At 53.2% G+C, this 24,230-nt stretch carries 21 protein-coding genes; 13 read left to right on the forward strand and 8 right to left on the reverse strand.

Annotated features, from left to right (window positions below):
- The first annotated feature begins 151 nt into the window (after positions 1-151).
- On the forward strand, positions 152-3,505 hold the full coding sequence (locus HCZ99_RS18215; RefSeq protein WP_254869740.1) for a Dyp-type peroxidase: 3,354 nt from the start codon (positions 152-154) through the stop codon (positions 3,503-3,505).
- Between the two features lie 64 nt (positions 3,506-3,569).
- Positions 3,570-4,523 carry a DUF2608 domain-containing protein gene (locus HCZ99_RS18220; protein ID WP_303047863.1) on the forward strand — a complete coding sequence of 318 codons (954 nt, stop codon included), beginning with the start codon at positions 3,570-3,572 and terminating at the stop codon, positions 4,521-4,523.
- Positions 4,524-4,573: 50 nt separating this feature from the next.
- Here HCZ99_RS18220 and HCZ99_RS18225 read toward each other — a convergent pair whose 3' ends face one another.
- Both HCZ99_RS18225 and HCZ99_RS18230 read right to left on the reverse strand, forming a co-directional pair.
- Positions 4,574-5,962 carry an ATP-binding protein gene (locus HCZ99_RS18225; RefSeq protein WP_254869741.1) on the reverse strand — a complete coding sequence of 463 codons (1,389 nt, stop codon included), beginning with the start codon at positions 5,960-5,962 and terminating at the stop codon, positions 4,574-4,576.
- An 8-nt stretch (positions 5,963-5,970) separates the two neighbouring features.
- A complete protein-coding gene (locus HCZ99_RS18230; protein ID WP_167448452.1) occupies positions 5,971-6,630 on the reverse strand; it encodes a response regulator transcription factor in 660 nt (219 codons plus the stop codon).
- Positions 6,631-6,842: 212 nt separating this feature from the next.
- Here HCZ99_RS18230 and HCZ99_RS18235 point away from each other — a divergent pair, with 212 nt between their 5' ends.
- Together HCZ99_RS18235 and HCZ99_RS18240 are read left to right on the forward strand one after the other, a co-directional pair.
- A complete protein-coding gene (locus HCZ99_RS18235; RefSeq protein ID WP_368484282.1) occupies positions 6,843-7,181 on the forward strand; it encodes a PepSY domain-containing protein in 339 nt (112 codons plus the stop codon).
- Positions 7,182-7,364: 183 nt separating this feature from the next.
- Entirely contained in the window at positions 7,365-7,901 is a 537-nt protein-coding gene (locus tag HCZ99_RS18240; RefSeq protein WP_167448453.1) for a cytochrome b/b6 domain-containing protein, read from the forward strand.
- A 190-nt stretch (positions 7,902-8,091) separates the two neighbouring features.
- Here the strand turns inward: HCZ99_RS18240 and HCZ99_RS18245 are convergent, their stop codons facing one another.
- Entirely contained in the window at positions 8,092-9,060 is a 969-nt protein-coding gene (locus HCZ99_RS18245) for an alpha/beta hydrolase family protein (protein ID WP_167448454.1), read from the reverse strand.
- A 203-nt stretch (positions 9,061-9,263) separates the two neighbouring features.
- Between HCZ99_RS18245 and HCZ99_RS18250 the strand changes: the two genes are divergently transcribed.
- Positions 9,264-9,857: a TetR/AcrR family transcriptional regulator gene (locus tag HCZ99_RS18250; protein ID WP_167448455.1), complete on the forward strand. Its 594-nt coding sequence runs from the start codon at positions 9,264-9,266 to the stop codon at positions 9,855-9,857.
- A gap of 3 nt (positions 9,858-9,860) precedes the next feature.
- Here HCZ99_RS18250 and HCZ99_RS18255 read toward each other — a convergent pair whose 3' ends face one another.
- On the reverse strand, positions 9,861-10,958 hold the full coding sequence (locus HCZ99_RS18255; RefSeq protein ID WP_167448456.1) for a patatin-like phospholipase family protein: 1,098 nt from the start codon (positions 10,956-10,958) through the stop codon (positions 9,861-9,863).
- 201 nt (positions 10,959-11,159) lie between these two features.
- Positions 11,160-11,564, reverse strand: coding sequence for a VOC family protein (locus HCZ99_RS18260; RefSeq protein ID WP_167448457.1), 405 nt, complete (start codon positions 11,562-11,564; stop codon positions 11,160-11,162).
- A gap of 296 nt (positions 11,565-11,860) precedes the next feature.
- Here HCZ99_RS18260 and HCZ99_RS18265 point away from each other — a divergent pair, with 296 nt between their 5' ends.
- From HCZ99_RS18265 to HCZ99_RS18275, 3 genes are read left to right on the forward strand one after another with little or no spacing between them, the layout of a single operon-like run.
- Positions 11,861-12,730: an SH3 domain-containing protein gene (locus tag HCZ99_RS18265; RefSeq protein WP_167448458.1), complete on the forward strand. Its 870-nt coding sequence runs from the start codon at positions 11,861-11,863 to the stop codon at positions 12,728-12,730.
- Entirely contained in the window at positions 12,730-14,472 is a 1,743-nt protein-coding gene (locus tag HCZ99_RS18270; protein ID WP_167448459.1) for a hypothetical protein, read from the forward strand. The genes HCZ99_RS18265 and HCZ99_RS18270 overlap by 1 nt, the downstream gene beginning before the upstream one ends.
- 5 nt (positions 14,473-14,477) lie before the next feature.
- The gene (locus tag HCZ99_RS18275) at positions 14,478-15,515 is read left to right on the forward strand and encodes a hypothetical protein (protein WP_167448460.1); all 1,038 of its coding nucleotides are present in this window, start codon (positions 14,478-14,480) and stop codon (positions 15,513-15,515) included.
- Positions 15,516-15,817: 302 nt separating this feature from the next.
- Here HCZ99_RS18275 and HCZ99_RS18280 read toward each other — a convergent pair whose 3' ends face one another.
- Both HCZ99_RS18280 and HCZ99_RS18285 read right to left on the reverse strand, forming a co-directional pair.
- Positions 15,818-16,099, reverse strand: coding sequence for a hypothetical protein (locus HCZ99_RS18280; protein ID WP_167448461.1), 282 nt, complete (start codon positions 16,097-16,099; stop codon positions 15,818-15,820).
- Positions 16,100-16,457: 358 nt separating this feature from the next.
- On the reverse strand, positions 16,458-17,603 hold the full coding sequence (locus HCZ99_RS18285) for a LysR family transcriptional regulator (RefSeq protein WP_167448462.1): 1,146 nt from the start codon (positions 17,601-17,603) through the stop codon (positions 16,458-16,460).
- On the opposite strand from HCZ99_RS18285, the gene HCZ99_RS18290 reads away from it, so the two are divergent.
- Positions 17,602-19,263 (forward strand): pentapeptide repeat-containing protein, encoded by a 1,662-nt coding sequence (locus HCZ99_RS18290; protein ID WP_167448463.1) that lies wholly within the window; start codon positions 17,602-17,604, stop codon positions 19,261-19,263. The genes HCZ99_RS18285 and HCZ99_RS18290 overlap by 2 nt on opposite strands.
- 11 nt (positions 19,264-19,274) lie before the next feature.
- On the opposite strand, the gene HCZ99_RS18295 is transcribed toward HCZ99_RS18290, so the two are convergent.
- Positions 19,275-20,246, reverse strand: a complete 972-nt coding sequence (locus HCZ99_RS18295) for a LysR family transcriptional regulator (protein ID WP_167448464.1) — start codon at positions 20,244-20,246, stop codon at positions 19,275-19,277.
- A 179-nt stretch (positions 20,247-20,425) separates the two neighbouring features.
- On the opposite strand from HCZ99_RS18295, the gene speB reads away from it, so the two are divergent.
- The 4 genes from speB (at position 20,426) to HCZ99_RS18315 (ending at position 24,167) form a co-directional block, all read left to right on the forward strand.
- Entirely contained in the window at positions 20,426-21,430 is a 1,005-nt protein-coding gene (gene speB / locus HCZ99_RS18300) for an agmatinase (RefSeq protein WP_167448465.1), read from the forward strand.
- A gap of 115 nt (positions 21,431-21,545) precedes the next feature.
- Positions 21,546-22,526 (forward strand): ABC transporter substrate-binding protein, encoded by a 981-nt coding sequence (locus tag HCZ99_RS18305; RefSeq protein WP_167448466.1) that lies wholly within the window; start codon positions 21,546-21,548, stop codon positions 22,524-22,526.
- Between the two features lie 31 nt (positions 22,527-22,557).
- Positions 22,558-23,352, forward strand: a complete 795-nt coding sequence (locus tag HCZ99_RS18310) for an ABC transporter permease (protein WP_167448467.1) — start codon at positions 22,558-22,560, stop codon at positions 23,350-23,352.
- Positions 23,353-23,363: 11 nt separating this feature from the next.
- A complete protein-coding gene (locus HCZ99_RS18315; protein WP_167448468.1) occupies positions 23,364-24,167 on the forward strand; it encodes an ABC transporter ATP-binding protein in 804 nt (267 codons plus the stop codon).
- Positions 24,168-24,230: the final 63 nt, after the last annotated feature.

Consider the following 24,230-nt stretch of genomic DNA (forward strand, 5'->3'; position numbering starts at 1 on the left):
TTTCCTTGCACCAGACAAACATGACTGCCTTGATCACTGGCGTCATACCGTTCAGAAAATAAACAAAAAATGCGCTGAATTATCGGATCGGACTGTCTGTGTGTGCGGTGTGGATTACAACTTGTGGGAACAATGGTGTGATCTTCATGACATGCCCTACCCCCGCGGCACCACCAGCAAAGAGGACCTAGAACAGGCGCCCTTTACCGACAGCGGCGGACAATTGTGGTTCCATATCAAAAGCGACAGCCCCGACAACTGTGACCTGATCGCAAAGGAAATCATCCATTCCTTTGAATCGCTGATTGACCATGACATTCAAACGACCGCGGCCAAACGAAAAGACGGCAAAGTCATCGGCGACCGTTTTCGCGATGCCATGATCAACCCGGTTGATCCGATCAATCTGTCGGAACGATGCACAATTGGCAATTCCGATGCCTACTATCGTGGTGGGGCTTACGTCATACAGCAAAAGTTCAAACACAATTGGACGCGTCTGGATGACATGACCATGATCGAAAAAGAAAACATGATCGGTCGCAACCACGACAACACCATCGTTCCAATGCACGATGACCGAAGCCATATAAAATGTGTGCGCCAGTTGAATGGCGAACGCGTAACCCAACGCATACTTCGTCAAGCCATACCCTATGGAAAGTCCCCAGAAGGCGGCGGACGGGAAGACGGCATCTATTTTGTTGCCTATACCGACGATGGCGATGTCTATCACCAACTGATTGAAAACATCGTCGGCCCGAAAAAGGGCTTTGTGAAGGATAAACTTCTCAACAACACCCACGCAGAATCCGGAAATTTCTGGTTTATTCCACCGGCCCGGCTGCTCGACGTTCCAACCAGCGATCAAAACCTGGATGTGCCGTTAAATGACTATTTCGATCTGCGTAGCAAAAACGGCTACATGTTCTACAACAACCGCGATTACCTTCACAAAGCACAGAAGGTAAATGGCGATGGCGTTGACGCAATCAGTGACCGTATCATGGTGCTGCTGGGGCAAACATTTAGTCGCTGGAATGACACATGGCAAAAGCCATGCGAAATGCCATACCTAGGACACCTGAATGACTATCTTGCCGAACCGCGTTGGCATGAATTTTCTGACATTGGGCAAAGTTCCTCTGCCGCCTTGCGTAAGGGTCTCGCAATCAAAATCAGTCTATCGGATGTCCTGCGCCGCGATAAATTCCGCGACGAGGCAAAGCTGTTCAATATTAAACCCTACGAGCTCATCGTCGGGAACATGCCCCCGCTAACACTTGGAAGCGGCACTCAGGTAATGGAATACCTGACAGAGGACGAGAAAATCGTTGGTTTCTTTGGGATGCTCAACGAATATTCCGCAACCGGGCATAATATTCCAAACTACCACAAGGCCATTAAGCTTGGTGTGCAAGGCCTTCTGGATGAAGCAAAAACCAAACTAGAACAGTCAGGTAGTGACACGGAAGATTTCTATCAGTCCGTCCTTTGGTCCCTCGAAGGCTTACAGGACTTCATTGCCGGCTATGCCGACCTTGCCCGCAAGGCTGAAAATGACACGCCTGATGAAGACACCTCATTGAAACACTGTTATCGCGAGATAGCAGAACGCATGGACCGACTTGCGTCAGGCAAGCCCGACGGCTTCGTTGATGCCTTGCAGCTTATCTTCTTGATCAATTGCTCTTTGCACCAAACTGGCGAACCGATGTCGATCGGGCGCCTGGATCAATATCTGATTGACGCTTACCAAAAGGACATTGAAACCGGAAAAATCAGCCAGTCAGCCGCACAGGAAGCTATTGATGCCTTCTGGCTGAAAATGGACGAAACGGTTCATTACAATCGCCAAAACATAAAAGACTACCTGACATATGGTACAGGTGCTGTGTTCTATTCTGCAGGCAACTTCCCACAAGGAGCCGCACTTAACCAATGGGTTCAACAGGTAACACTTGGCGGCTACTTACCGACCGATGATACCGACCCCAAAGATGGCTGTAATGAACTCACATTACTCTGCCTGCGTGCGGCACGCCGATTACCCCTGAACGCACCCTGCGTTTCTTTGCGGGTGCATGACAAAATGGAGTCCGATCTTCATCGCGAAATCATTTCCGAAGCAGGAAAAGCGATACTGTCTGGCGGTGCGCATCCGATCCTTCTCAATGACGACAAGCTATGCAAGGCACTGAAAGACAGCGGACCGCTTTCCCTTGCAGACTCACGTGATTATGTCTGCGATGGCTGTTACGAACCCGTGATTCAGGGGAAAAGCGAATGGGCATTTAGTTATGTCCCAATCCTTCCCACGGTTGGAATGGCGATGAATCAGGGGGCGACGATTGCCGGTGCTGGATGGGTGCATTTGCGTGGCCTCAAAACCGGCTGGAATTCCCCACCGCCCGAGGACATCCGTTCATTCGATGAATTCCTCGACATCTTCTTCACGCAGTATAAATGGCAAATCAGTGCTTTCTATAATGCGCTGATGAATGGCTATGGGGATTTGTGGCCAATTTGTCCAAGCCCGCTGTTCTCTTCGATGACGGACGGCTGCATGGAAACAGGTCGCGACATGACGAACGGCGGTGCCCAGTATCATATCGTCGCCCCCATGATGTGCGGCATTACCAATGCCATCAACGCTCTTTATGCCATCAAAAAAATGGTCTTTGATGCCGATACAGCCGTAACCAACCTTCCTGAATTGCGTCAGGCCCTGTTCAACAACTGGGGTCTGAACATGCAGGAGCCTTTCAACAATGTTCTCGCCGGCCCTGTCCGCGCCGAGGCCGCAGCCCTTCGCTACAAGGAATTGCGTGAACACGCGCTCACCTTGCCTAAATTCGGAGAAGGTGAATCCGATGAGCTTAAGAAACTTGGCGAAACAGTTGTTGGCAAATGCGTAGAGATCATACGCGACGGGATCGACAAACCACTTCCACCGATCAAGGCCGCGTACGATAAGCTGAAGGAAAAATACAGTCTGCCCGACAAAGAGTTTTCTTTCACAATCACCCCCGGCGTTGGCACGTTTGAGGACAATCTGGGACTTGGTTACACGATGGGCGCATCCGCTGATGGTCGGATTTCCGGCGAACCGATTGCCGACGATTTCTGCCCCGCGCCGAGCCCAATTGACATGCCGCCGATGACCAAACCCATTGATTTGATCAAGGGATTGAAAGACTGGAATACCGATCCGATCAATTTCGGGCTGTCAAATGCTGCACCGATTGACCTCAATATTGATGAGAATTTCGGCCTTAAAGACGTCGAAGAAGTCATTGGTCTGTTCGCAAAAAGTCAGATTGGATCGAACCTAATCACGATGACAACCGCCGATCCGCAAACCTATGAACGGTCTCTCAAGTTTCCTGAAAAATATGATCTTGTGCGCGTTCGTCAGGGCGGCTGGAGCGAGTTTTTCGTCGCAATGTTCCCCGAACACCAAAACTACATCCAACGACGTCCTTATTACCGCATCAAGAAATAAACCTCTGATGCGGGTCATTCAGGATCAAACCGAATGGCCCGCATGTCTCGGGTAGGAGCATTCAATGAAATCTGTCGCGATTGCCTTCATCTCGGCCGTTATATTGTCCGGCTGCGCCGCATCTGGCGCCAAACACGCAACACTTTCCTCCGTTGCATCCTTTTCGGAAATGGAAACCAAAATTGCCCAATGGGGTGATGCTGCCATGCCGAACACACTCATTGTTATGGACGATGACGATACGTTGACAATGATGGACTGTCCGGTGCAATCGGATCCTGAACAGTGTCAGTATATCGGTGGTCCAGCTTGGTATGCATGGCAATCAAGCATTCTTAACGACCCAACCAACCCTTACCGGGTCGCCAAAACCAGCGATGATCTTCTCAGCATATCCGCACTTTTGCTTGGCATGAACAACATGCCCTATACAGATCCAGATATCCCCAAGGTTCTGTCTGATCTTACGGAAAAAGGCGCACGCTTGTTGGTTTTGACCGCACGCGGCAACAGCAATGTCTCTGCGACGGAATCGCAATTCACAAACCTGGCCGTCGCCCAAAAAGATTTTCTAAGCTTTGTAAAAGACAATGCCCTGCTCGGAACTCAAAGTCGTATCGCAAGCATTGCCGGACCTGTAATTCCGGCGGCTTGTCCGGCACATATTCCCGTTACTTACCAACAGGGGGTCATGTATGTCTCGGGCCAGAACAAAGGTGACATGTTGAAATGCCTTATGGCGATCACAAACGTCAATAACGTTCGCAACATTGTGTTTCTCGATGACACCGCCGCAAATGTACAAGACGTCTATAAGGCATTTGAAAACAGCAAAAACCTAAATGTTCTCGCGCTGCATTACACAAGGCTGGAAGCACACAAAAATGCGCTAACCCAACCAGCGGCTAGCTCGTTACCTGACAACAAATACCAGATGAAGGCAAATGCTCGCTGGCGTGCGCTCAAATCGATGATGGATCAGGAACTTCTCCGACCGAACTTGCCCGCATCGAACTAAACCGGCAAACAACAGCTTTTTGATCCTGCCAGTAGATCGGGATCAAAGAGCTAACTCTGATGCAACCAAAGTTCCGCCATGAAACCATCCGGTTTGCCAGGGCGCGGGGAATGCAGGGTCAATTTGCCGCCGGTATTGCGCATGATGGTATCAACAATCGAAAGCCCCAATCCCGCACCGCGCGCCTTGGTGCGCGATCGTTTGAACCGGGCGGTCAATTCGGTCATATCCTGTGGGTCAACCACATCACCATTATTGGACACCGTGATCACGTTGCTGCCGGTGATTTCAATCACCACCGGGCTGTCGTCTTTGCCGTGTTTCAGGGCGTTTTCAATCAGGTTGCGCATACAAATCGCAAACGCATCGACATCGATATTGGCGCTTAACGCATCGCGTTGATCCGGGGCGCAATAAATGCGGCCGGCCCCGTCTGACACCCGTTCAAGGTCATCAATCACCATCGATAACGTCATGCCAAGGTTCTGGTTTTCCCCCGTCGGGCTTAGTCCCACCCCGGCTTCGGCACGCGCAAGCTGAAGCAGTTTCTCAGACAAGCGCGAAAGCCGCTTTAACGATTCTTCGGTTTGTTGGGCGCGTTTAAGCCCCTGTGGATTATCGGTCAGTTCCAGCAAAAGCCGCTGCGTCTGGGCCAATGCCGCCGCAATCGGGGTGCGCAATTCATGGGCACTATGCGCGGTAAAGGTCCGCTCGGCGCGCAATGCCGCATCAAGCTTTTCCATCAGCCGATTAACCGCGCGCACAATGGTATGGATTTCGTCGGGTGCGTCATGTTGCTCAATCGGCGAAAGGTTGCCTTCGCTGCGCGCTTCAATATCATCGCGCACCCGCCGGACCGGTTGCAATCCTTGGCGCACGGCAAAGATAATCCCGATAATCACGGCGGGGATCAGCAAGATGATGGGCAAGAACTGCGCGCTGACACTCGCCACAAGGGCCTCGTGACGGTGATTAAGCGATTCCGCAACCTGAATAACCCGCGTGCCATCATGCACCACGGCAGAATAAATGCGAAAATCGTCGTCGGTATGAAATCCTTCCAGCAACGGCGCGGAATACGGCTTATCTGACGCATTGGCTGAGCGCAGCAAAAGCCGCCCGGACAAATCGCGCACCTGATACATCAGATAATCTTCGCCGATTTCATCCTCGCCCTCGCCGCGATCGCCGGTTTTGTTTTCGCCCTGATCGGGGCTTTGGACCACCACCGTCTGGCTGTCACTGCCATTATGGATCAGGTAATCATCAATCAACGGCGCATAGCGATAGGCCGATTTGACAAGGCTGCTGTCAAACACCTCCTGCATCTCGTGATACATGGTAAAATCGGCAAGCAACGATCCGGCGATCCAAAAAAGACTGATCATCACCGTCAGGCGTTTGGTCAGGGCAAATTGCAGGCTTTTGGTCGAAAACATCCGCATTCTCATCCCTCTACCCGATAGCCAACACCACGCACGGTTTTAATCACATCCTTGCCCAGTTTGCGCCGCAGGCGACTGACATAAACCTCAACCGTGTTGCTTTCGATTTCGGCGCCAAATTCATAAAGCGCTTCTTCAAGTTGCGGCTTGGAAAGTGTTTGTCCCGGGCGGCGCACCATCTGATCAAGCAACGCCCATTCACGCGATGTCAGATCAATCTGCGCACCGTTAATCAGGACAACCCGCCCGGCCAAATCCACCTCAACCCCACCGGCCAATTCAACAAACGGATTGGGATTGCCGCTATAACGCCGCGCCACCGCCGACAACCGCGCCGACAGCTCGTTTAAATCAAACGGTTTAACCAGATAATCATCCGCCCCGGCATTGAGCCCCTCGATCCGGTCGGAAATCTGATCTTGCGCGGTCAGGATGATGCACGGCATCGCCGATCCATTGCGGCGCAACACGCGCAGCAAATCAATCCCCCGCCCATCCGGCAGGTTAAGGTCTAGCAACAGCACATCATAATTAGTACCCCGGATCATGATCTCGGCATCATGGATGCTTTCGGTGTGATCGACCGCTTCGCCGGCGGCCAATAAATGATCCCGCACCGCCTCGGCCAGCATGACCTCGTCTTCAACCAAAAGAATTCTCAAAACCCATCCCTCGCCTGCACTGCGCCATGTGACCGGCCTGCTTATCCAGACTTCCTGACACCAACCTGAACGCCCCTGATTTTGTCCTTCAGGCAGCTGTCAGGAAACCCTGTCATCTTCTGGCCCATCGGACACAGATGGCGTCCATCCGCTTTGTCTTTTCGTCTTGTTTGATCTTGTGTCGTCTTTGACCTTTATGAAGGAACTGCGCTGTGAAAAGAACTGTTTTCCCCACCCCTGCATCAAAATCCATCCTGTCAAAATCCACCTTGTCGGCGGCGATTGCCTTTGCGCTTTTGACCGCCGCGTCCCTTGGTGTGGCCTCAAGCCCGGCCCATGCCGATGATGACATGTGCAACGTTCCCAAGGCCGATTGGAAAACCAAAGAAGCGCTTCGCGAAAAGCTCACCGCCGAAGGTTGGGATGTGCGCAAAGTCAAAACCGAAGACGGCTGCTTTGAAGTTTACGCCATCGATGCCAAGGGCAAAAAGGTCGAAGCCTATTTTAACCCGGCCACCTTCGACACCGTCAAAATCAAACAAGAAGACTAAGGTCTGAACCCGCATCTCCCGTCCCCCCTTTAAGTTGGCCTGATTTAGCCAAGGACGACTTAAGGGCGTTTTGGCGGGCATGCACACATTCGGTCTGCACTGTCCCCTGCTCCTGACCGGTGCATTGCCCGCCAAAACCTTAAAGCCCCCAAGACCTTAAAGCCCCAAGAAGGAAAGCACATCATGTCATCAATCAAAGTCTGGGATCCGTTCGTCCGCCTGTTTCACTGGGGCTTGGCCGCAAGTTTCGCGGTTGCCTGGATCACGGCCGATGATTGGGACACGCTCCATCATTGGGCGGGGTATGCGGCGGCGGCATTGATTGGCATGCGGTTGGTTTGGGGTCTGTTTGGGTCGCGCTATGCCCGCTTTACCCAGTTTATCAAAAGCCCGGCGACCACCATTGGCTATATTGGCGACATCATCCACGGTCGCGAACGCCGCTATATCGGGCATAACCCCGCGGGTGCGGCGATGGTGATGGTGTTGATTTTTGGCATGCTTGGGTGCGCCTTTACCGGCTGGCTTTACACCACCGATGCCTTTTGGGGCTCAGACTGGGTCGAAGAAACCCACGAATTTTTGGCCAACGGCCTGCTGATCATGGTTCTGATCCATATCGGCGGGGTGCTGCTGGCAAGCTTGCGCCACCATGAAAACCTGATCCGCGCCATGATCACCGGCAAAAAACGCCGTCCGCTGTCGGACGACATCAGCTGATACCGAACCGCTTTCTCTTTTCGCCCTCAACCACCCAACGATCCCCACCTTGCAACCGCGCCCTTTCGGGTTCGGTTGCATTTTTTTGGGGTAAAATTGTTGGAAAACGCGGGCCTAGGCCTGCTTGATCACCCGCGCGCGATGACCAACAACCGTCACCCCGATGGCACCTCCTTGCGCCGTCAGGCCGCTATTTCGACGTTACATGTGCAAGTTCACGCGCATGGGTTGCCAACCCGTCACAGGCCGTCCCCCATGCCCGGTCCCCGTCATAAAGCGCCGATGTCAAATAGGCCCAGCTCATGCGCTGCGTAATTGCCAGACGGTCCGGGTCCTCGTCATCGGTTTCCTTGGCATCATATCCGGCAACCCCGCCAAGCCCATGTTTGCCCCCAACAAGGGTCAGTAAATGCTCGCTGCCCGGTGCATGATAAAACGGATCGGTATGCCATGCTGCCCCGCGCGTGGTCAGATGCGGGCTGTCGTCGCTGTCGCCCACCACCACAAGGGTCGGGATCGTCAAACGCGAAAAATCGGGATTAAGTGCGGTGTAATTTTCACGCGCATGATCGCTTAAACTGTCTCCACCGTTCCCCGGTGCGGCCAACAACACACCCGCCTTGATGCGCGGCTCGATCAAATTGACATCTTGCGCCTCCGGGTCTTTGGGATCAGTCAAACGCGCGCCAAGCAACATGCCCACCGTCTGCCCGCCAAGTGAATGGCCAACTGCTGCCACCTTGTCATGATCCAACCGCCCGGCAAGCATCGGGCACGCCGCCTCGATCTCGGTTAAATGATCAAGGATCGTTTTGAAATCTTCGACCCGCGACCGCCAGAAAAATGGCGCTTCGGGCGCATCCGGGTCAAAGCCAGCGACCTTTGAATTGCCATGCGTTGGCTGAATAACCACAAAGCCATGTGCGGCGTAAAAATCAACAAGCGGCCCGTACCCGTCCTTTGAGGGGATATAAAGCGACGGCCCATGCCCGTGTGATAACAAAATAATCGGCAAATCCCGCCCCTCTGCCGGGGCGGTGATCCGCATTTCAATCGGGGTTGGCCGACCGGGGGCGTCAATCACCACAGGCGCCATCGAAAGGGTCGCAACCGGGGAATTCACGGGGATGTGCCGCGCCTTATCAATAAGTTTGTTCATCATCGGCATCCTTAATTTGGTTGGCGCATAAGCCTGTTTGGCCTATACAACACGAAACGGAACATTGATCCGAAAACAAAGGGAACAACGTTCCGCTTAAGGAAACCAGATACGGAACAATGTTCCGTTTATCAAGTACAAAGATAGCCAGCCGCTATTTTCGCACGCTGATAAATCTGACTTAATGCTTGGAAAACAATGCGATGACGACCGAAACCCCCGGCACAAAAAAAGCCACCCGTGCGGATGCATTACGCAACGAAGACGCCCTGCTTGAGGCCGCCAAGGCCGTTTTCACACGCTTAGGAGTCGACGCACCGGTACGTGAAATTGCCGCCCATGCCGGGGTTGGTGTTGGCACGCTTTATCGCCGTTTTCCCAAACGAAGCGACCTTGTCGTCGGGGTGTTCAAACGCGAAGTCGATGCCTGCGCGGCCGAGGCCCCAAAGCTTGCCAAAAATCACCCCCCGGGCGAGGCGCTTTCGCGCTGGCTCAAACGCTATTGCCAATTCATTGCCACGAAAAAGGGATTGGCCTCTGCCCTGCATTCGGGCGACCCGGCCTTTAGCGCCCTGCCCGACTATTTCCGAAGCAATTTCGAACCGGTTCTGGCCGATCTTCTTGCAACCGCGGCCAAGGCCGGGGACGTGCGCGATGACATTGCCGCCTATGACCTGCTGCGCGCCATTGGCAACCTGGCCAGCAGCGGCGGACAGGACGGCGAAGATGGCATGGACCATACCTATCGGATGCTTGATCTGATGATTGACGGGCTGCGCTTTGGCAAACCGCGCTAAGCTCTAATCAAAATCTGGCGCAAACAGGTTCAGATCAAGGGTCGGCTTCACACCGATATCGCGGCGGTGCTTTTTCAAAAACCCGTTGGCGGCTTCGCGGCCCTTATCGCGCAGCATGGTCATAAAGCCCCACTCGGCATTCATTTTTGACGATGCATCAAGTTCGAGCATCACGTCACTGGCAATACAATGCATGCGCATTTCGGCCCATTTGCTGGCTTCGCACGCATGTTTGGGCGCATCATTTTTCAGGATCGAAATCATCCTGAGTTCCTTGACCAAACTGCTGTTAAACGAAATCTCGTTGAGGCGGCTGGCAATTTCATGGGATGTTTTGGGTACACCGGGCCGCTTAACCGGATTGATCTGCACAAGCACCGTATCATCTGCCCCGCATTCCCGCACCAGCGGGCCAAGGCTGGGATTGCCGCAATATCCGCCATCCCAATACGGGATGCCATCAATCTCGATCGCCTTATAAATCGTTGGCAAACAGGCCGATGCCAACAACACATCTACCCCGATATCGGGATTGCGAAACACCCGCCCTTGCCCGGTTTCCACATTGGTCGCGGTCACAAACAGCTTCGCCGGGCTGTGATTAAGCGCTTTGAAATCAATGATATCGCTTAAAATCGCCGCCAGCGGATTATCGCCGACCGGATTAAGGTCATAGGGCGAAAACAGCCGCGCACTCATATTCAGCCACATATAAGACAGCGAATTTTCAAGCGACCAATTGCCAAACAAAATATCAATCGGGCTGCGTTGTAATGGGCTAAACCGTGCCGCATCTGAAACCTTCTGCCAAAAGGTTTCCAAATCCGCACGCGCCACTTCATGGCCGCTTTGATCCGCCGTTCCCTTGGCAAGCCCCGATGTAACGACGGCGGCATTCATTGCCCCGGCCGAGGTCCCCGAAATCGCTTCAATCGCGATTTCCTCATCCTCAAGCAACCGGTCCAAAACGCCCCAGGTAAACGCGCCGTGCGATCCGCCGCCCTGAAGGGCCAGACTGATATGCTTTTGCGCTTTCTTGCCCTGGGTCGGTTTCTTCACCGCCCCAGATTTATTAGCAGCTTTCTTGACAGCCTCGCTCATCACAGCTCCTCAATCGCACATCACCACACGGCACATACAACCCAACACGCCGCCCTGATGATATGTCGCACAATTTTGGATTTACCAGCCACACGGGATATTAAAGCGAAAAGAAGCCGCAAAGACCACAAAGTTCCAGCGCGGGGCCAAATGGACCAAACACCTGCCCTTAAAAATCAGTGCTGATCACAAGCCGGATCATCAACGCGGATCATAAGACACTTCTAACCGCGTCCCACCGGGCTCCAACACCATGAAATGCTCTTTCGGGCCTTTGCCGGAAAACTCTGGCGCGAATTCAACTTCCACACCCGGCCATGCCTGAACCACCTTAAACAGGGATTTCAAATCATCGGACGACGCCACCTTTAACGCCATGTGATGCAGCCCAACATTCTTGTGCCGATCAAAGCGATTAAAGTCCTCGGCCTTGCGCTCCCACAACGTCACCTTGGCCTGCCCGTCGGTCATATAGGCGCTGGGATAATCGGGGTTTCCGCCAAACTGCTCCCACCCCAAAGCGCCCTCAAAAAACGCCTTGCTCGCCGCCAAATCACAGACCGTCAACCCAATATGATCAATCCCCTGTGTCACATAAGACGCCATGTTTTCATTCCTCCCTGATCACAAAACTTCCCTGAACCCTTTCGTCATTAAAAACCACAAGAATGCTATTTTCCACACACTGGGTTCTAGGCTTCGCAACGCGAATAAATGCCCCGCGAAATGACACACGGGCACTGCCGGTATCGGGTAAAAAAAGCACAACCCAAAACGCACCACAACAACCAAATGTTTAAACCATAACTTGCTAGCCCTTTGAACAGGAAGACATATTGCCGAGTTGTATAATAGTCTAACCCGATCTTATTGATTAAAGCAGCAACTGGGGGACACAGTTCATGAGCAAAGCCATTTTACGGGGCACGACCGCCCTTGCGATGATGTCGGTATTGGCACTTGGCGGGTGCGATAAAACAACCGGCCAAACAATTGGGTCAATCGTTGGCGTTGTCGGCGGCACGGTTCTTGGCGCGCAGTTTGGCAAAGGAACCGGTCAGCTTGTCGCAACCGCCATCGGTGCAACAGCAGGCTATCTCATTGGTGACTGGGTGGGTGAAATGCTTGACCCCAAAGACACCGAAGCCGTTCAGCAAACCACCATCAAAACACTTGATGCCGGCAGTGACGGCCAAGCGGTCACCTGGAACAATCCCGACACCGGCGCACGCGCCGAAATCACACCAACAAACACCCGCCAGGTCACCGCACAAGTCGAAGTCAAACGCCCGAAAGTCGTCGCAAGCCCGGTTGGCATGACAATCATCGGGGATGAACGGGTCATCCTCAAAGGGGCCAATGTACGTGCAGCACCAACGACCGACGCCAGCATTTTGCGTGGCCTGCGTTCGCAAACGCCTGTGAATGTGATCGGCAGCGTTAAAAATGGAAATTGGTATCTTATCGGACAAGACGGCAAAGCCATCGGCTATGTTTACCACACCCTCGTCGGGCAAACCGCTAGCGCGCCAGCTGTGCAAACAGCGACGGCCGACGCGCCAAATGATCCGGATGCGCAAAAAGTTGCCGAAGAAGAAATCGTCGCCAGCGACGATAACGTCATTGATCTTGATGCCGAATTTGAAACTGAAACGCTGATGGTACAAACCACCTGCCGCGATCTCTCCATGAAGGTCAGCGACGGCAGCGAAACGGAACAGCAAAATTACTCGGCATGTAAATCACCTGATGGCGTCTGGGAGCTCGGCTAATGCTCAAACGCCCTTCCCTTTCTGCGGTATCTCTGCTGTTTGCGGCCACGATGCTCACATCACCTTTTGGTTTGCACGCGGCAGAAAGCAAGCAAATTGCACGGTCTTCCAACCTCGGCATCGAACTGTTTGGTGTCGGCGGAGACGATTGGTGCAAAGCTGACAGCCAATTAACGCTGACGCGCACAAATGACAGCCCACTGGTTGGCACCGAAGAAAAGCTGTTTCCCAAGATCGCCAAAATTTTCAACACCGAGTGCCCACAAATGGAAACGGCGCAGGTTGTTGTGAATGATGCATCCGGCGCAACCACACGCGATTTCCGTATCAGCAAGAAAGCTGGCTGGAATATCGTCGAAGATGCCCCGGCAAAAACCGCGCAAGCAGAAACACCATCAAACACATCGCAGGAGCCACCGGCGCAACCCGCCCCCACCCAAACACAAGAAGCTCCCCAACCACCCAAAAAGCAAGAGCCAACGCTTGCTCAAAAGCAAGCTGAGCCTGAGCAAAAAACGGCGCCTGCGCCTGCGCCTGCGCCTGCGCCTGCTGTCGCCAGAGAAAAATATGTTTCTTTGTCAAAGGACAACCTTTTTTGGTTGGCCGCACATGAAGCCCCTGAATTGCTTGAAGACAATCGGGTCATTGATCAGCTGGCAACACTCAAAAGCTGTGACCGTTTCCTGTCTGTTCGCAGCAATGAATTCGCTCTCAGAGATTGGCGTCAAGAGGTCAAGCCAACTGTCGTCAAAAATGCAAACGCCGCATCAGACCTCTTTGAGTTTTCGTTCAATTTCCGCGTCAAACGTAACTACGATTTTGAGACTTCAATGCTCGACATCGGAAGCTTCACACCGAAAACACAGGAATACCGTGCGAAGTGCGGTTATCACGATACGTTTCGTGATAATACGTTCGGCGGCCGGGTCGATGTCAGCTTCGAAGGCTTGCCTGATAGCTTCAATCGCAAAATTTATCTGCCCGATGAGCTTGGTCGTGCTGCTGTCGACCGACTTGAAGCCACCGACAACAAAGTTCGCATCACATATCGTGCGCGCTTAAAAGGTATTGGCGTCAGCAACGATTGGGGAAAACGTTATGAACTCAAAGCTGAGTTCATTGATGTCAAAATCCATACCGGCAAACAGTTCGATTATCTGCTTGTCCATCATGATGCAGACAAGTTTTCCGCCGCCCGCGAACAGCATAAAATCGCACGCGAAGCAGCCGCCGAAGAACAACGCAAGATCGAACAAGAACGTCTTGCCGCACAAAGCGCACGCGAAGAAAAACTGCGTCGCCTCCAGATCGAGCAGGAAAACGCACGCGCCCAAGAACTTTATGAAAGCCTTGCTGGCGATAATGCTGTTCCGGCAAAACTCGCCGCCCTTTATCACGACGGAAATCCGGCATTTAATAACCCGTACGATGTCGCGGCCAAGGCAATTTCAGTCGGCCAAAAGTTTCCCGTCCGTGCCTTTGTCCGCGCCGGAAGCCGTGACAGCATCGGCTATCGCGCTGAATGGCCGTCTCGGCTGTATCTGACCGGGGCCGACCTTGAAGAAGGCGAATGGTACTTTGTTTCTGGCATGGGGGATGGTCAGAAAATCGATAACACCCTCCTCAGCATCATCACAGTCGACGAAGCGACAAAATGTGATGACCGCCTCTGCATGAGCGAAGATGACGTGATCGACTATGTTCGGTCACAATATCCGCAATGGACCGGGAAAGAGGAGTAAGCCCTATGAAACAAGAAAACAGCCATACGGCCGCACCCGCCCCGAAAAAGACCACCAAGATTGCACTTATCGCCGGTGGCGTGGGGGCTGTGGTTCTCATTGCCGGGTATTTCGTTGTTCAAAGCCAAGTTACCGATAGCGCAAGAACGGACATCGACAATTTCCTGCGCAACAACAACATGGATCGTTACGTTCAGTACCGCGATATCGACGCCTCTTTATTCGGGCAAAGCGTAACCCTCCACAATGTCCGGCTTGATTTCGGCGAAACACAAGGCACCATCGAAGCAATCAACGTCTCCAATTACGATGTTGATGAACGCAGTGGCCACCTCAACAGCATTGATATCTTGCTTGAAGGCACCGACTTCCCAATCAACCCAGGTCGGGCAAGCTTCTTCCAACGCCGAAGTGCCCCGCCCCCCTATCTCATTGGGGTCGACGCTGTGCGCGGCGATTTTGGGATGGAATATGAATATGACAACGTAAGCGGCACTCTTGATGCCGACGTCAATTTCAGCCTTCCTGATCTGATGGAAGGCGAGTTCAATATCGGCATCGGCAACCTCCACCTGCCGCCGATTGATCGATTGGCATCGCGTAAATTCGCAAAAATGAGCTCGGTACTACGAGACGCAAGTACCGCAGACCTCAAAGCGATCTCCCTAAGCCTGACAGACCTTGGGCTTGAGAATAAGGTCGCTGAATATTTTAGTGTTAAAGAAGGCATGGCACTTGATGCCGAGGCCTATCGCGATCACATCGTCGAGGTTCTTGAAAAGAATATCGAAAAAACGCCCCCTGGGACGCCCTTTGAAGAACACCTCGCCGACATTGCAAAATCGGCCACAGGATCGTCGGGCGGAACGCTGTCTGTTTCGTATGAACCGGAATATCCGACAACATTCGAAGATATGGGGGCGGCTGCATTTGGTTTGATGTTCGGGGGCTTAGGCGCCCTCGGAAACGGCTTCTACCAAAACAGCGAAATCCTAAATGACCTGTATGATCGCGATGTTCTCAAAATAGAATTTGATAGCTGATCAAGGCAAAAAACGCCCCGCATTCCGCTGCGGGGCGTTTTTCATTGGGGCCAAGGGCACAAGTGAAATTAAAAAACGACGCGCCTCGCGTGGCGAGGCCTAAGTTGTCAAAGCCCAGAGTAGCCGAACCCAGAGCGCAAAGCCCCGGTCCAACAATATCGCTCATCGTCCCCCACATTCCCTACCGTCACCCCCGCGAAGGCGGGGGCCCATCGTGCCTCACGCACCATCTCGGATGCCCGCCTGCGCGGGCATGACGCAAGGGTCCTAAAACCGGGACGCACTTCTTTTCTAGGAGTCATTTACGTCGTTTTAAACGGATGACGTCTGGGATTCCGGTCAGTCAAATCCATCAACTCATCAAACGAGAGTTTACCGATCCTAACATTCTCAAATTCCTCACTGGACAATTCATACTGATCAACTCCACCGCCATGCCGTGCAGCTAAAAATTCAAAAATGTACTTTTTTCCCAGTTTTAGAACCCGCCATCCATTTCCAGAAATCAAATCGTCAGAAATGATAATATCCTGCTTTTTAGGAACATACGTCTTGCCAAACTGGAGCTTAAAATCGTTGGCCATTTTTGATCCTCAAAAGAAAGGGGACATTCCCCTTTTTCACTCTATGAAAAGAAATGAACCACTAAAATACCCAGGATCAGGATAAACCAATCTCCACTTGGACTGGCAATTCGTACAAGAGAACCATCTTTCAGATATCATTTTGCCTGCAGATTTCTTTTCAACGGAAACCTCTATGGCTCGCCCGGTTTCTATCTGATTTTCCATCCATGCGACAAAACTTTCAAACTCATTCAAGGAGCGAAAAGTGTCTATGTTCTCCCAATGACAGTTCATTGGCTAACTTTCCAATTCGTAAACAAAAGGGTCGTAAAATGGGACGGCATTATCTCACCGCCCTACTCTCAACCCCCCACCCTCAAGCCCACTCAATCGCCGCCGGTAAATCCAGTTTCGGCGCCTGTTCCATGACCATCGCAAGGAAAATGCGCGCAATCGGCGACAGGCTTTTGCTGTCGCGTGTGATCACGCCAATCGGGCGGTGACGGACGGGTTGGCAAAGTGGGACGAAGGTCAGTTTGGCATCGGCATTTTGGTCCGACACGCCGGTTGCAATCCGCGCGGCCAGCTCCGGCAGGACCGTGATCCCCACCCCTTCGGCGACCATCGCGGCCAGTGTAACGGTGTTGGATGTCTCGACCACCGGGCGCAATCCCGCCACCAGCCCAAGCGCGGCAAGATCGCCCGACGTTTTCGCTGTGTCTTTCACATGCTCGGCTTTGTCACCGCGCGCTACCTTGGCCATCGCACGGTCAAGCTTTGCCGCACTGCCGACAACCGCCTTGGCCGCCCCCACGCCAAGGGCCGCGGCCTGTGTCACCGCCGCACTCATCGGCGTCGCTGGCACGTTCGGCACCGCCCCGCCAAATCCCTGATCGGCCATCATCGCACGCGTGCCTGATTCCGGGCCCAGCCCAACAAACGGCTGATCAAAAAGGTCCGCCCACGCGATTTCAGATTGCTGGGCAAATTCATGATCGGCCCGGCACAGCACGCCAAACCGATCAGAAAAAAGCGGACTAAACCGAATATCGGGCAGGTCCTGCCATTCCCCGGCAATGCCAAAATCGGCCTCGTTATTGGCGACCGCTTCATGCACTTCGCCAGCATTCATTTCATCGAGCCTAAGGCGCGCATCAGGGTGCTCGGCCACGAAATGGCGGATCACACCGGGCAAAATGCGGGTTAAAACCGACGGGGCTGCCGCAATACGGATTTTGCCACCAATCCCCTTGGACAACGCATCAAGATCACCAAGCGCCTCTTCAAAATCGCCCAGCAACCGCCGCGCAATCGGCAAAAACCGCTCCCCCGTCACGGTCAACGACACATGGCGCGTGGTGCGATCAAAAAGGGCCGCGCCCGTTACATCCTCAAACTGGCGAATGGTCGCGGTAATCGCCGGCGATCCAAGCCCAAGGGCGGCGGCCGCCGCACTAAACGATCCCTGCTCGGCAACCGCAACAAACACGCGCATATGGCGGATATTAAGTGATGACAGCATGATTTTAGATGTCCGTTCCAGTAAATGTGCGCCTGCCCCAAAAGACCATAGCGCCCAATCCCGCTGCGGGCAAAAGGCTTCTTGCGTGTTTTACATCGCCAAACGCTACTTTAAAGGGCATTCTGTCTGTAAGGTTCACGTTTCGACAATTGAGAATAAATTGAAGGCAATGACAGAAGACGACCGACCCAAACTACTCGCGGGCGATGAAGCCTTCGACCTTTGGCGCAAGGGTCCTGGCGCGTGGAACATTTGGATTGAAGCAAATCCGGGCACAGATATCAGCTTTGCCGGTTTTGTTTTCTCAATCAAACGGGTTTCTAAAAGAGAACTATCGTTCGCTGGCTATCACTTCGGCAATCGGAACATAGACTTTTCAAATGCCATTTTCAGAACTGGAGATGTCGTCTTCTCTAATGCGGTGTTTGAAGGTAACGTAGAATTCGCTGGCGCGGACTTCGGCAACGGAAGTATCAAATTTTGCGATGTAGAATTCCAAGGTGAAGTGAACTTTCTCGAGACAAAATTTGGAGATAGCAACGTTGACTTTGGTGGCTGCCGATTTAGGCAAGGTGCCGATTTCACGGAGGCTATCTTTGGAAAAGGACGTGTGGTTTTTAGCCGAACCAGTTTCTTTGGTCCCGCTGATTTTTATCTCACACAGTTTGGCGAAGGATATCTAGAGTTCTTTGACGCCCACTTTAAGGATCCAGTCTGCTTCCGTCGCTCCAGTCTCGGTTTAGGCGAACTATGCTTCAGAGAGACTCAATTCAATACCGACATCGTCGACTTTAGCGAAGCCATGTTCGGGAACGTCAGGATCGACTTTACTGATGCGACATTTGAAAATTGCGATTTAACCTTCAATCGCGCAAAGATCGGCGAGTTGATATTCAAACCTCATTTGTTCGCCTCTGAGCGCTTAGCCGCACAAAGCTTGTCAATTGAAGACTTAGCCATCGTGGTGTTCCCGAAAGGCTCAGCATCGTTGAAATTTTGCGACTTTCAAGGCGCGTCATTTCGAGGCTCATTATTTATCAAAGGCAACCTAAGCATTGTGCCAGACTTTCGACGCACGAGAGCTTCTCACCAAATTGAACTAAGCGACCTAGAGGTCAAACTCCTTCGTTCTCCCAAGTCGCCAAACTGGTTCAAAAGGTTTTATGCTGTAGCCGCAGATTCCCAAGATGCAGCTCGCTTGCGCCGTCTAAAGGAAATTGCCGAAACCAACAAGGATCATCAGGCCGCCTTGCGGTTTTCCGCCGATGAAAACAGGGCGCGACGCTGGATTGAAACATCATGGCTTGGATCTTTGCTCGATATCGCCTTTAGTGGTTTCAGCAATTACGGTCAAAGTATTCTGCGACCTTATTTGTGGCTCTTTAGTTTTTTTGCAGGGTTTATTGGCATTTACAAAACTTTGGCGACAGCTTGCCATGCGGGTTGGCTGACTTCATTGGGACAAGCAACCCTCTTATCCATCAGCAACAGCCTAGCGTTCCTACCGCAATCGAGAAGCTTGCGAACGGATGCCCTAAAAGCACTTTATCCCGGTGATCCGGGCTTTTGGGTCGATGCCCTCATGATCACCCAAGGCGTTCTCAGTTTCGTTTTCCTGTTCCTAATCGGTCTGGGTCTCCGCAACCGTTTCCGCCTGTAACATCAAGCGTGTCAAATATCCGCCGGACGCGGTGACAGGCCCTTGGCGGTGCTGGTGGTTTTGCCGCGTTGCACGGTGGGATGGACCTGTACCAAGCATTCATGAAAAACGCGCGCCATACGCGAAATCACGGTTTGCGGGAAATTGGCCGCACACATGGCGATTTTAAACGTCAAAAGATCGGGGCGAAGGGCGCGCATATCGCCGCGTTCAACCCATTGTTTGGCATAATGGGTCGGCAGGAAGCTGACGAACTTGCCACTTAGGATCAAATACGCCAGCCCTTCCATATCATAGGCCGTCGCACTGGGCGGATGGCGAAACAGCGATTGGAACGCGGTCGCCACCGAATAGCCGCGCCGGGCAAATTTCTGATCGGCCAGCAATTCAATCGGCATGTTCGATTGTTCGCGCCCATAAAGCGGATGTTCCCGCCCGCAATACATCATCTGTTCTTCGTGAAAAAGATGCTGCATCTGGATCGCGCCATTCATCGGCTGATTGGGCACAATGGCGATTTCCATCTGACGGCTGAGCAACGCATTTTCGATCTGGTTGGGCGACACCACCACAAGGGTCGGATGCACGCCCGGCACCCGATCATTAAAAAGCTGGATCGCCTGCCCCAGATGGCAATTGGGGTTTTCCACCATTGCATCAACCAGCCCAATGCGCAGTTCGCCACTCATATTGCCGCGAATGGCCCCGACTTCGGCGCGAAAGGAATCTGCTGCCGAAAACAGCTTGATCACTTCGCTGTAAATCTTCTGGCCATGCTCGGTCAGCGAGAATCCAGACCGCCCGCGCCGACAGAGTTTCACCCCCAACCGGGTTTCAAGGGCGGCCATCTGCGTACTGATGGTAGAGCGCGAAATGCCCAATTCATCCTGGGCGGCGGTAAAGCCATTGCTTTCGACAATGGTGCGAAAAATCCGCAACTGGCGGAAATCGACGTCACTAAGCGGTGGAATGGTGGTCGACACAGCAATCAAAGCCTTTACGTTGAAAAAATCGGACGTTTACTTTGGAAGTTCGATATTATTGAACACAAGACACCGTGGCAACTTCATTTGTGCAGCGCAACCGATCCCGTCCGGATTGGGATGTAATGCCCCCATCGCCGCCACCATGCTGCACCGCGCCGCCGCCACGGAGTTCTGAAATGACCAGTTCAAAAGACCCATCGACCATCAATTTCACCCCGCCTTCGGCGATGACCATGCCGCGCTATGCCGGGGTCGCAAGCTTTATGCGCGCCCCGCATCTGTCGATGGATGATGCGGCCTGTGATCTGGTCGATATCGCCATGCTGGGCGTGCCATGGGATGGCGGTACCACCAACCGTCCGGGCACGCGCCACGGTCCGCGCCAATTGCGCGACCTGTCAACGATGATCCGCCCGATCCACCCGGTTACCGGGCAAAACCCGTTCGAAGACCGTAACGTGGCTGATCTGGGCGATGCGCCGGTTAATCCGGCCGACATCATGGATACGCTTGAAAAAGTCACAAGCTTTGTCGCAGGCCTCAAAAACAAGGGCATTTCGCCCTTAAGTGCCGGCGGCGACCATTTATTGTCCTATCCGATTTTGGCTGCACTGGCAAAGGATCGCCCGCTGGGCATGGTGCACTTTGATGCCCATACCGATCTTTTTGACAGCTATTTCAACGGCTATAAATACACCCACGGCACCCCGTTCCGCCGCGCAATCGAGGACGGCTACCTTGATCCCAAACGCGTGGTGCAGATCGGCATTCGTGGTACGATGTATGACGGCGAAGATGTGCAATGGGGCCTGTCACAAGGCGTTCGGATCATCCGCATCGAAGAAGTCGAAGATCGCGGCATTGATGATGTCATGGCTGAGGCCCGCGAAATCGTCGGCCAGCAAGACACCTATGTCAGCTTTGACATCGATTGCATCGATCCCGCCTTTGCCCCCGGTACGGGCACACCCGAAATCGGTGGCTTCACCAGCCGCGAAGCCCAACGTTTGGTTCGCAAGCTTGCCGGGCTCAATATCGTCGGCGCCGATCTGGTCGAGGTTTCCCCACCCTTTGATCCATCGGGGGGCACCGCGTGGCTTGGCGTGTCGATCATGTTTGAACTGCTGTGCGTTTTGGCCGCGTCCAAACAAAGCAAGAACCCGAACAAGACCACCGCTTAAAGAGCTAAAGAACGTTTTTCGCCACCACCATCTGCGTCACCAAAACCACCAACCATAAAACCAAAACAAGACTTACAAGACTTATCAGAGAGTCCTCAACACGGAGATACACCTTATGAAACGGTTCCTTTCCAAGCTTTGCCTATCGGGCGTTGCCCTGATGACCGCGGCAAGCCTTTCAAGCACCGCATCGGCTGCCGAAGAACTCACCATTGCCCACTCCACATGGGTTGGCTACGGCCCGCTTTACATCGCCCAAGAAGAAGGCTTCTTCGAAGACGAAGGCCTTGATGTCAAACTGGTCATTATGGAAGACGTCAAAACCCGTATGCCGGCCTTGGCCGCTGGTCGGATTGACGTTGCCGTTACCACCATTGATACGGTTTTGGGTTTCTATACCCCCGAACATCCGCTGAGCTATCTGTTCGCGCTCGATGATTCACGCGGCGGCGATGGCATCGTTGCCAATCAGGACATCAAATCGGTTGCCGATCTTAAGGGCAAAAACGTCGCCTTTACCGAGGGGTCCGTTTCGCAGTTCTTCCTCAGTGTCCTTCTCAAAGATGCCGGCATGAAGCTTTCGGACATCAATGCGATGAACATGTCGGCCGGTGATGCCGGTGCGGCCTTTGTTGCCAAACGTGTTGATGCGGCTGTGACGTGGGAACCTTGGTTGACGCGCGGTCAGGATACCGAACATGGTCACCTTCTGGTCGACAGCACCAAAACACCGGGCCTGATCACCGACATCATGGTCACCACCAACGAGACCCTTGAAAAACGCCGCCCGGAAATGGAAGCCCTGTACCGTGCATGGACCAAAGCCATCGCATGGCAGAAAGAAAACGAAGAAGCAGCCGATGTCATCATGGCAAAGGGTGTTGGCGGCTGGCTTGAAGATCCGGCTGTGTTTGCCGAAACCCGTGCGGGCATTGCGTTCTATGACGATGCGATGAACAAGAAGTTCATGGATACCAGCAACACCGACGGCATTTTGGGCACCATCGCCAACGCCAAAGAACTCGGCGAAGAAGCCGGTCTGTTTACGATTGATGCGGAACCAGCAAGCCTGATCGCCGCCGACATCGTTAAGTAACAAGTAAAAAGAAGACTTCGGAGCAAGTACCATGTGGACCAGATCCCTCTTTTCACCCAAAACCGAGATTGCCAGACCGGTCTTTATCAGTCTGTCGCTGGCATCGGTTGCTGTTGTTCTGTGTCTATGGTGCTTGCTCACCTATGGCGGCATCACGCCAAAGGATTTCCTCGCCGCCCCGCACGAAGTCATCCTGGCCGGGGTCAAGCGCGTCGCCAATATGTCGCTGCTTGAACATATGTGGGCCAGCTTGGTGGTGATCCTGTCGGGCTTTATCTTGGCCTCGATCTTTGCCGTGCCGCTGGGCATCCTGATGGGCAGCTTCCGCGCCGTGCAGGCGATCATTGAACCGATCACCGGCTTCATGCGCTACATCCCGGTATCCGCCCTGATCCCGCTTTTGATCCTGTGGATCGGCATTGGCATCGAACAGAAAATCATGGTGATTTTCCTCGGTACGTTTTTCCAACAATTGATCCTGATTTCTGATGTCTCGGCCCGTGTGTCCAAGGATCTGATTGATTGCGCCTATACGCTCGGTGCTGATCGGCGCAAGGTTGTCACCCGTGTTTTGGTTCCGGCCTGCATGCCCGGTGTGATGGATAACCTGCGTGTGACAATGGGTTGGGCCTGGACCTATCTTGTTGTCGCCGAACTGGTCGCGGCCGATACCGGCCTTGGCTACATGATCCTCAATGCCATGCGCGGTCTGTTTACCGATGTGATTTTGCTTGGTGTCTTTACCATCGGCATTTTGGGTCTGATCACTGATTTCTTCTTTAAATGGGCGCGGCGCCGCTTGCTGCCCTGGTCTGCTGATTTTTAAGGTTATTTGTCATGAGTATGCTTTCCCTAAGCGACGTTACCGTACGCTTCGAACCCAAAGACAAACCAGCGGTCCTTGCCCTTGATGATGTCTCGCTGAAAGTCGCCAACAACACGTTTTCGGTCATTGTCGGCCCATCGGGCTGTGGCAAATCAACGCTTCTGCGTTTGGTCGCCGGGCTGGAAGTTCAGACCTCTGGCCATATGGAACTTGATGGCGAACCCATTGGCGGCCCGTCGGCGGATCGCGGCATGGTGTTTCAAAGCTACACGCTGTTTCCGTGGTTGACCGTGCGTGAAAACATCATGTTCGGCCCGAAACTTAAAAACCTGCCCAAATCCGAATGCGAAGACATCGCCGATGATTTGATCCAGGCCGTGCACCTCAACGGATTTGAAAATTCGTACCCAAAAGAACTGTCGGGCGGCATGCGCCAACGTGTGGCCTTGGCCCGCGCACTTGCCAATGATCCGCGCATTTTGTTGATGGATGAACCGTTTGGCGCGCTAGATAGCCAAACCCGTCAGGCCATGCAGGAACTGTTGCTCGATGTCTGGCAGTCACGCCGCAAAACCGTGCTGTTCATCACCCACGACATCGACGAAGCCATTTTCCTTGGCGATGAAGTCCATGTCATGTCGGCCCGTCCGGGCAGAATTCAAAAGTCACTCGACATCAACATCCCGCGCCCGCGCGGCATCGAAGTCCTGACCAGCCCGGAATTCACCGACTACAAAAAAACCATCCTGTCGCTGATGCACAAACAAGTCGTCGGCAGTCAGCAGCCAGAAGCACCAAAACGCGCAACGGCTTAAGAGGTTAAAGGGTTAAAGGGTTAAAGGGTTAAAGGGTTAAAGGCTTAACCGCCAATCAGCCCC

Source organism: Thalassospira lucentensis (genome assembly GCF_011806425.1).
Classification (GTDB): Bacteria; Pseudomonadota; Alphaproteobacteria; order Rhodospirillales; family Thalassospiraceae; genus Thalassospira; species Thalassospira lucentensis_B.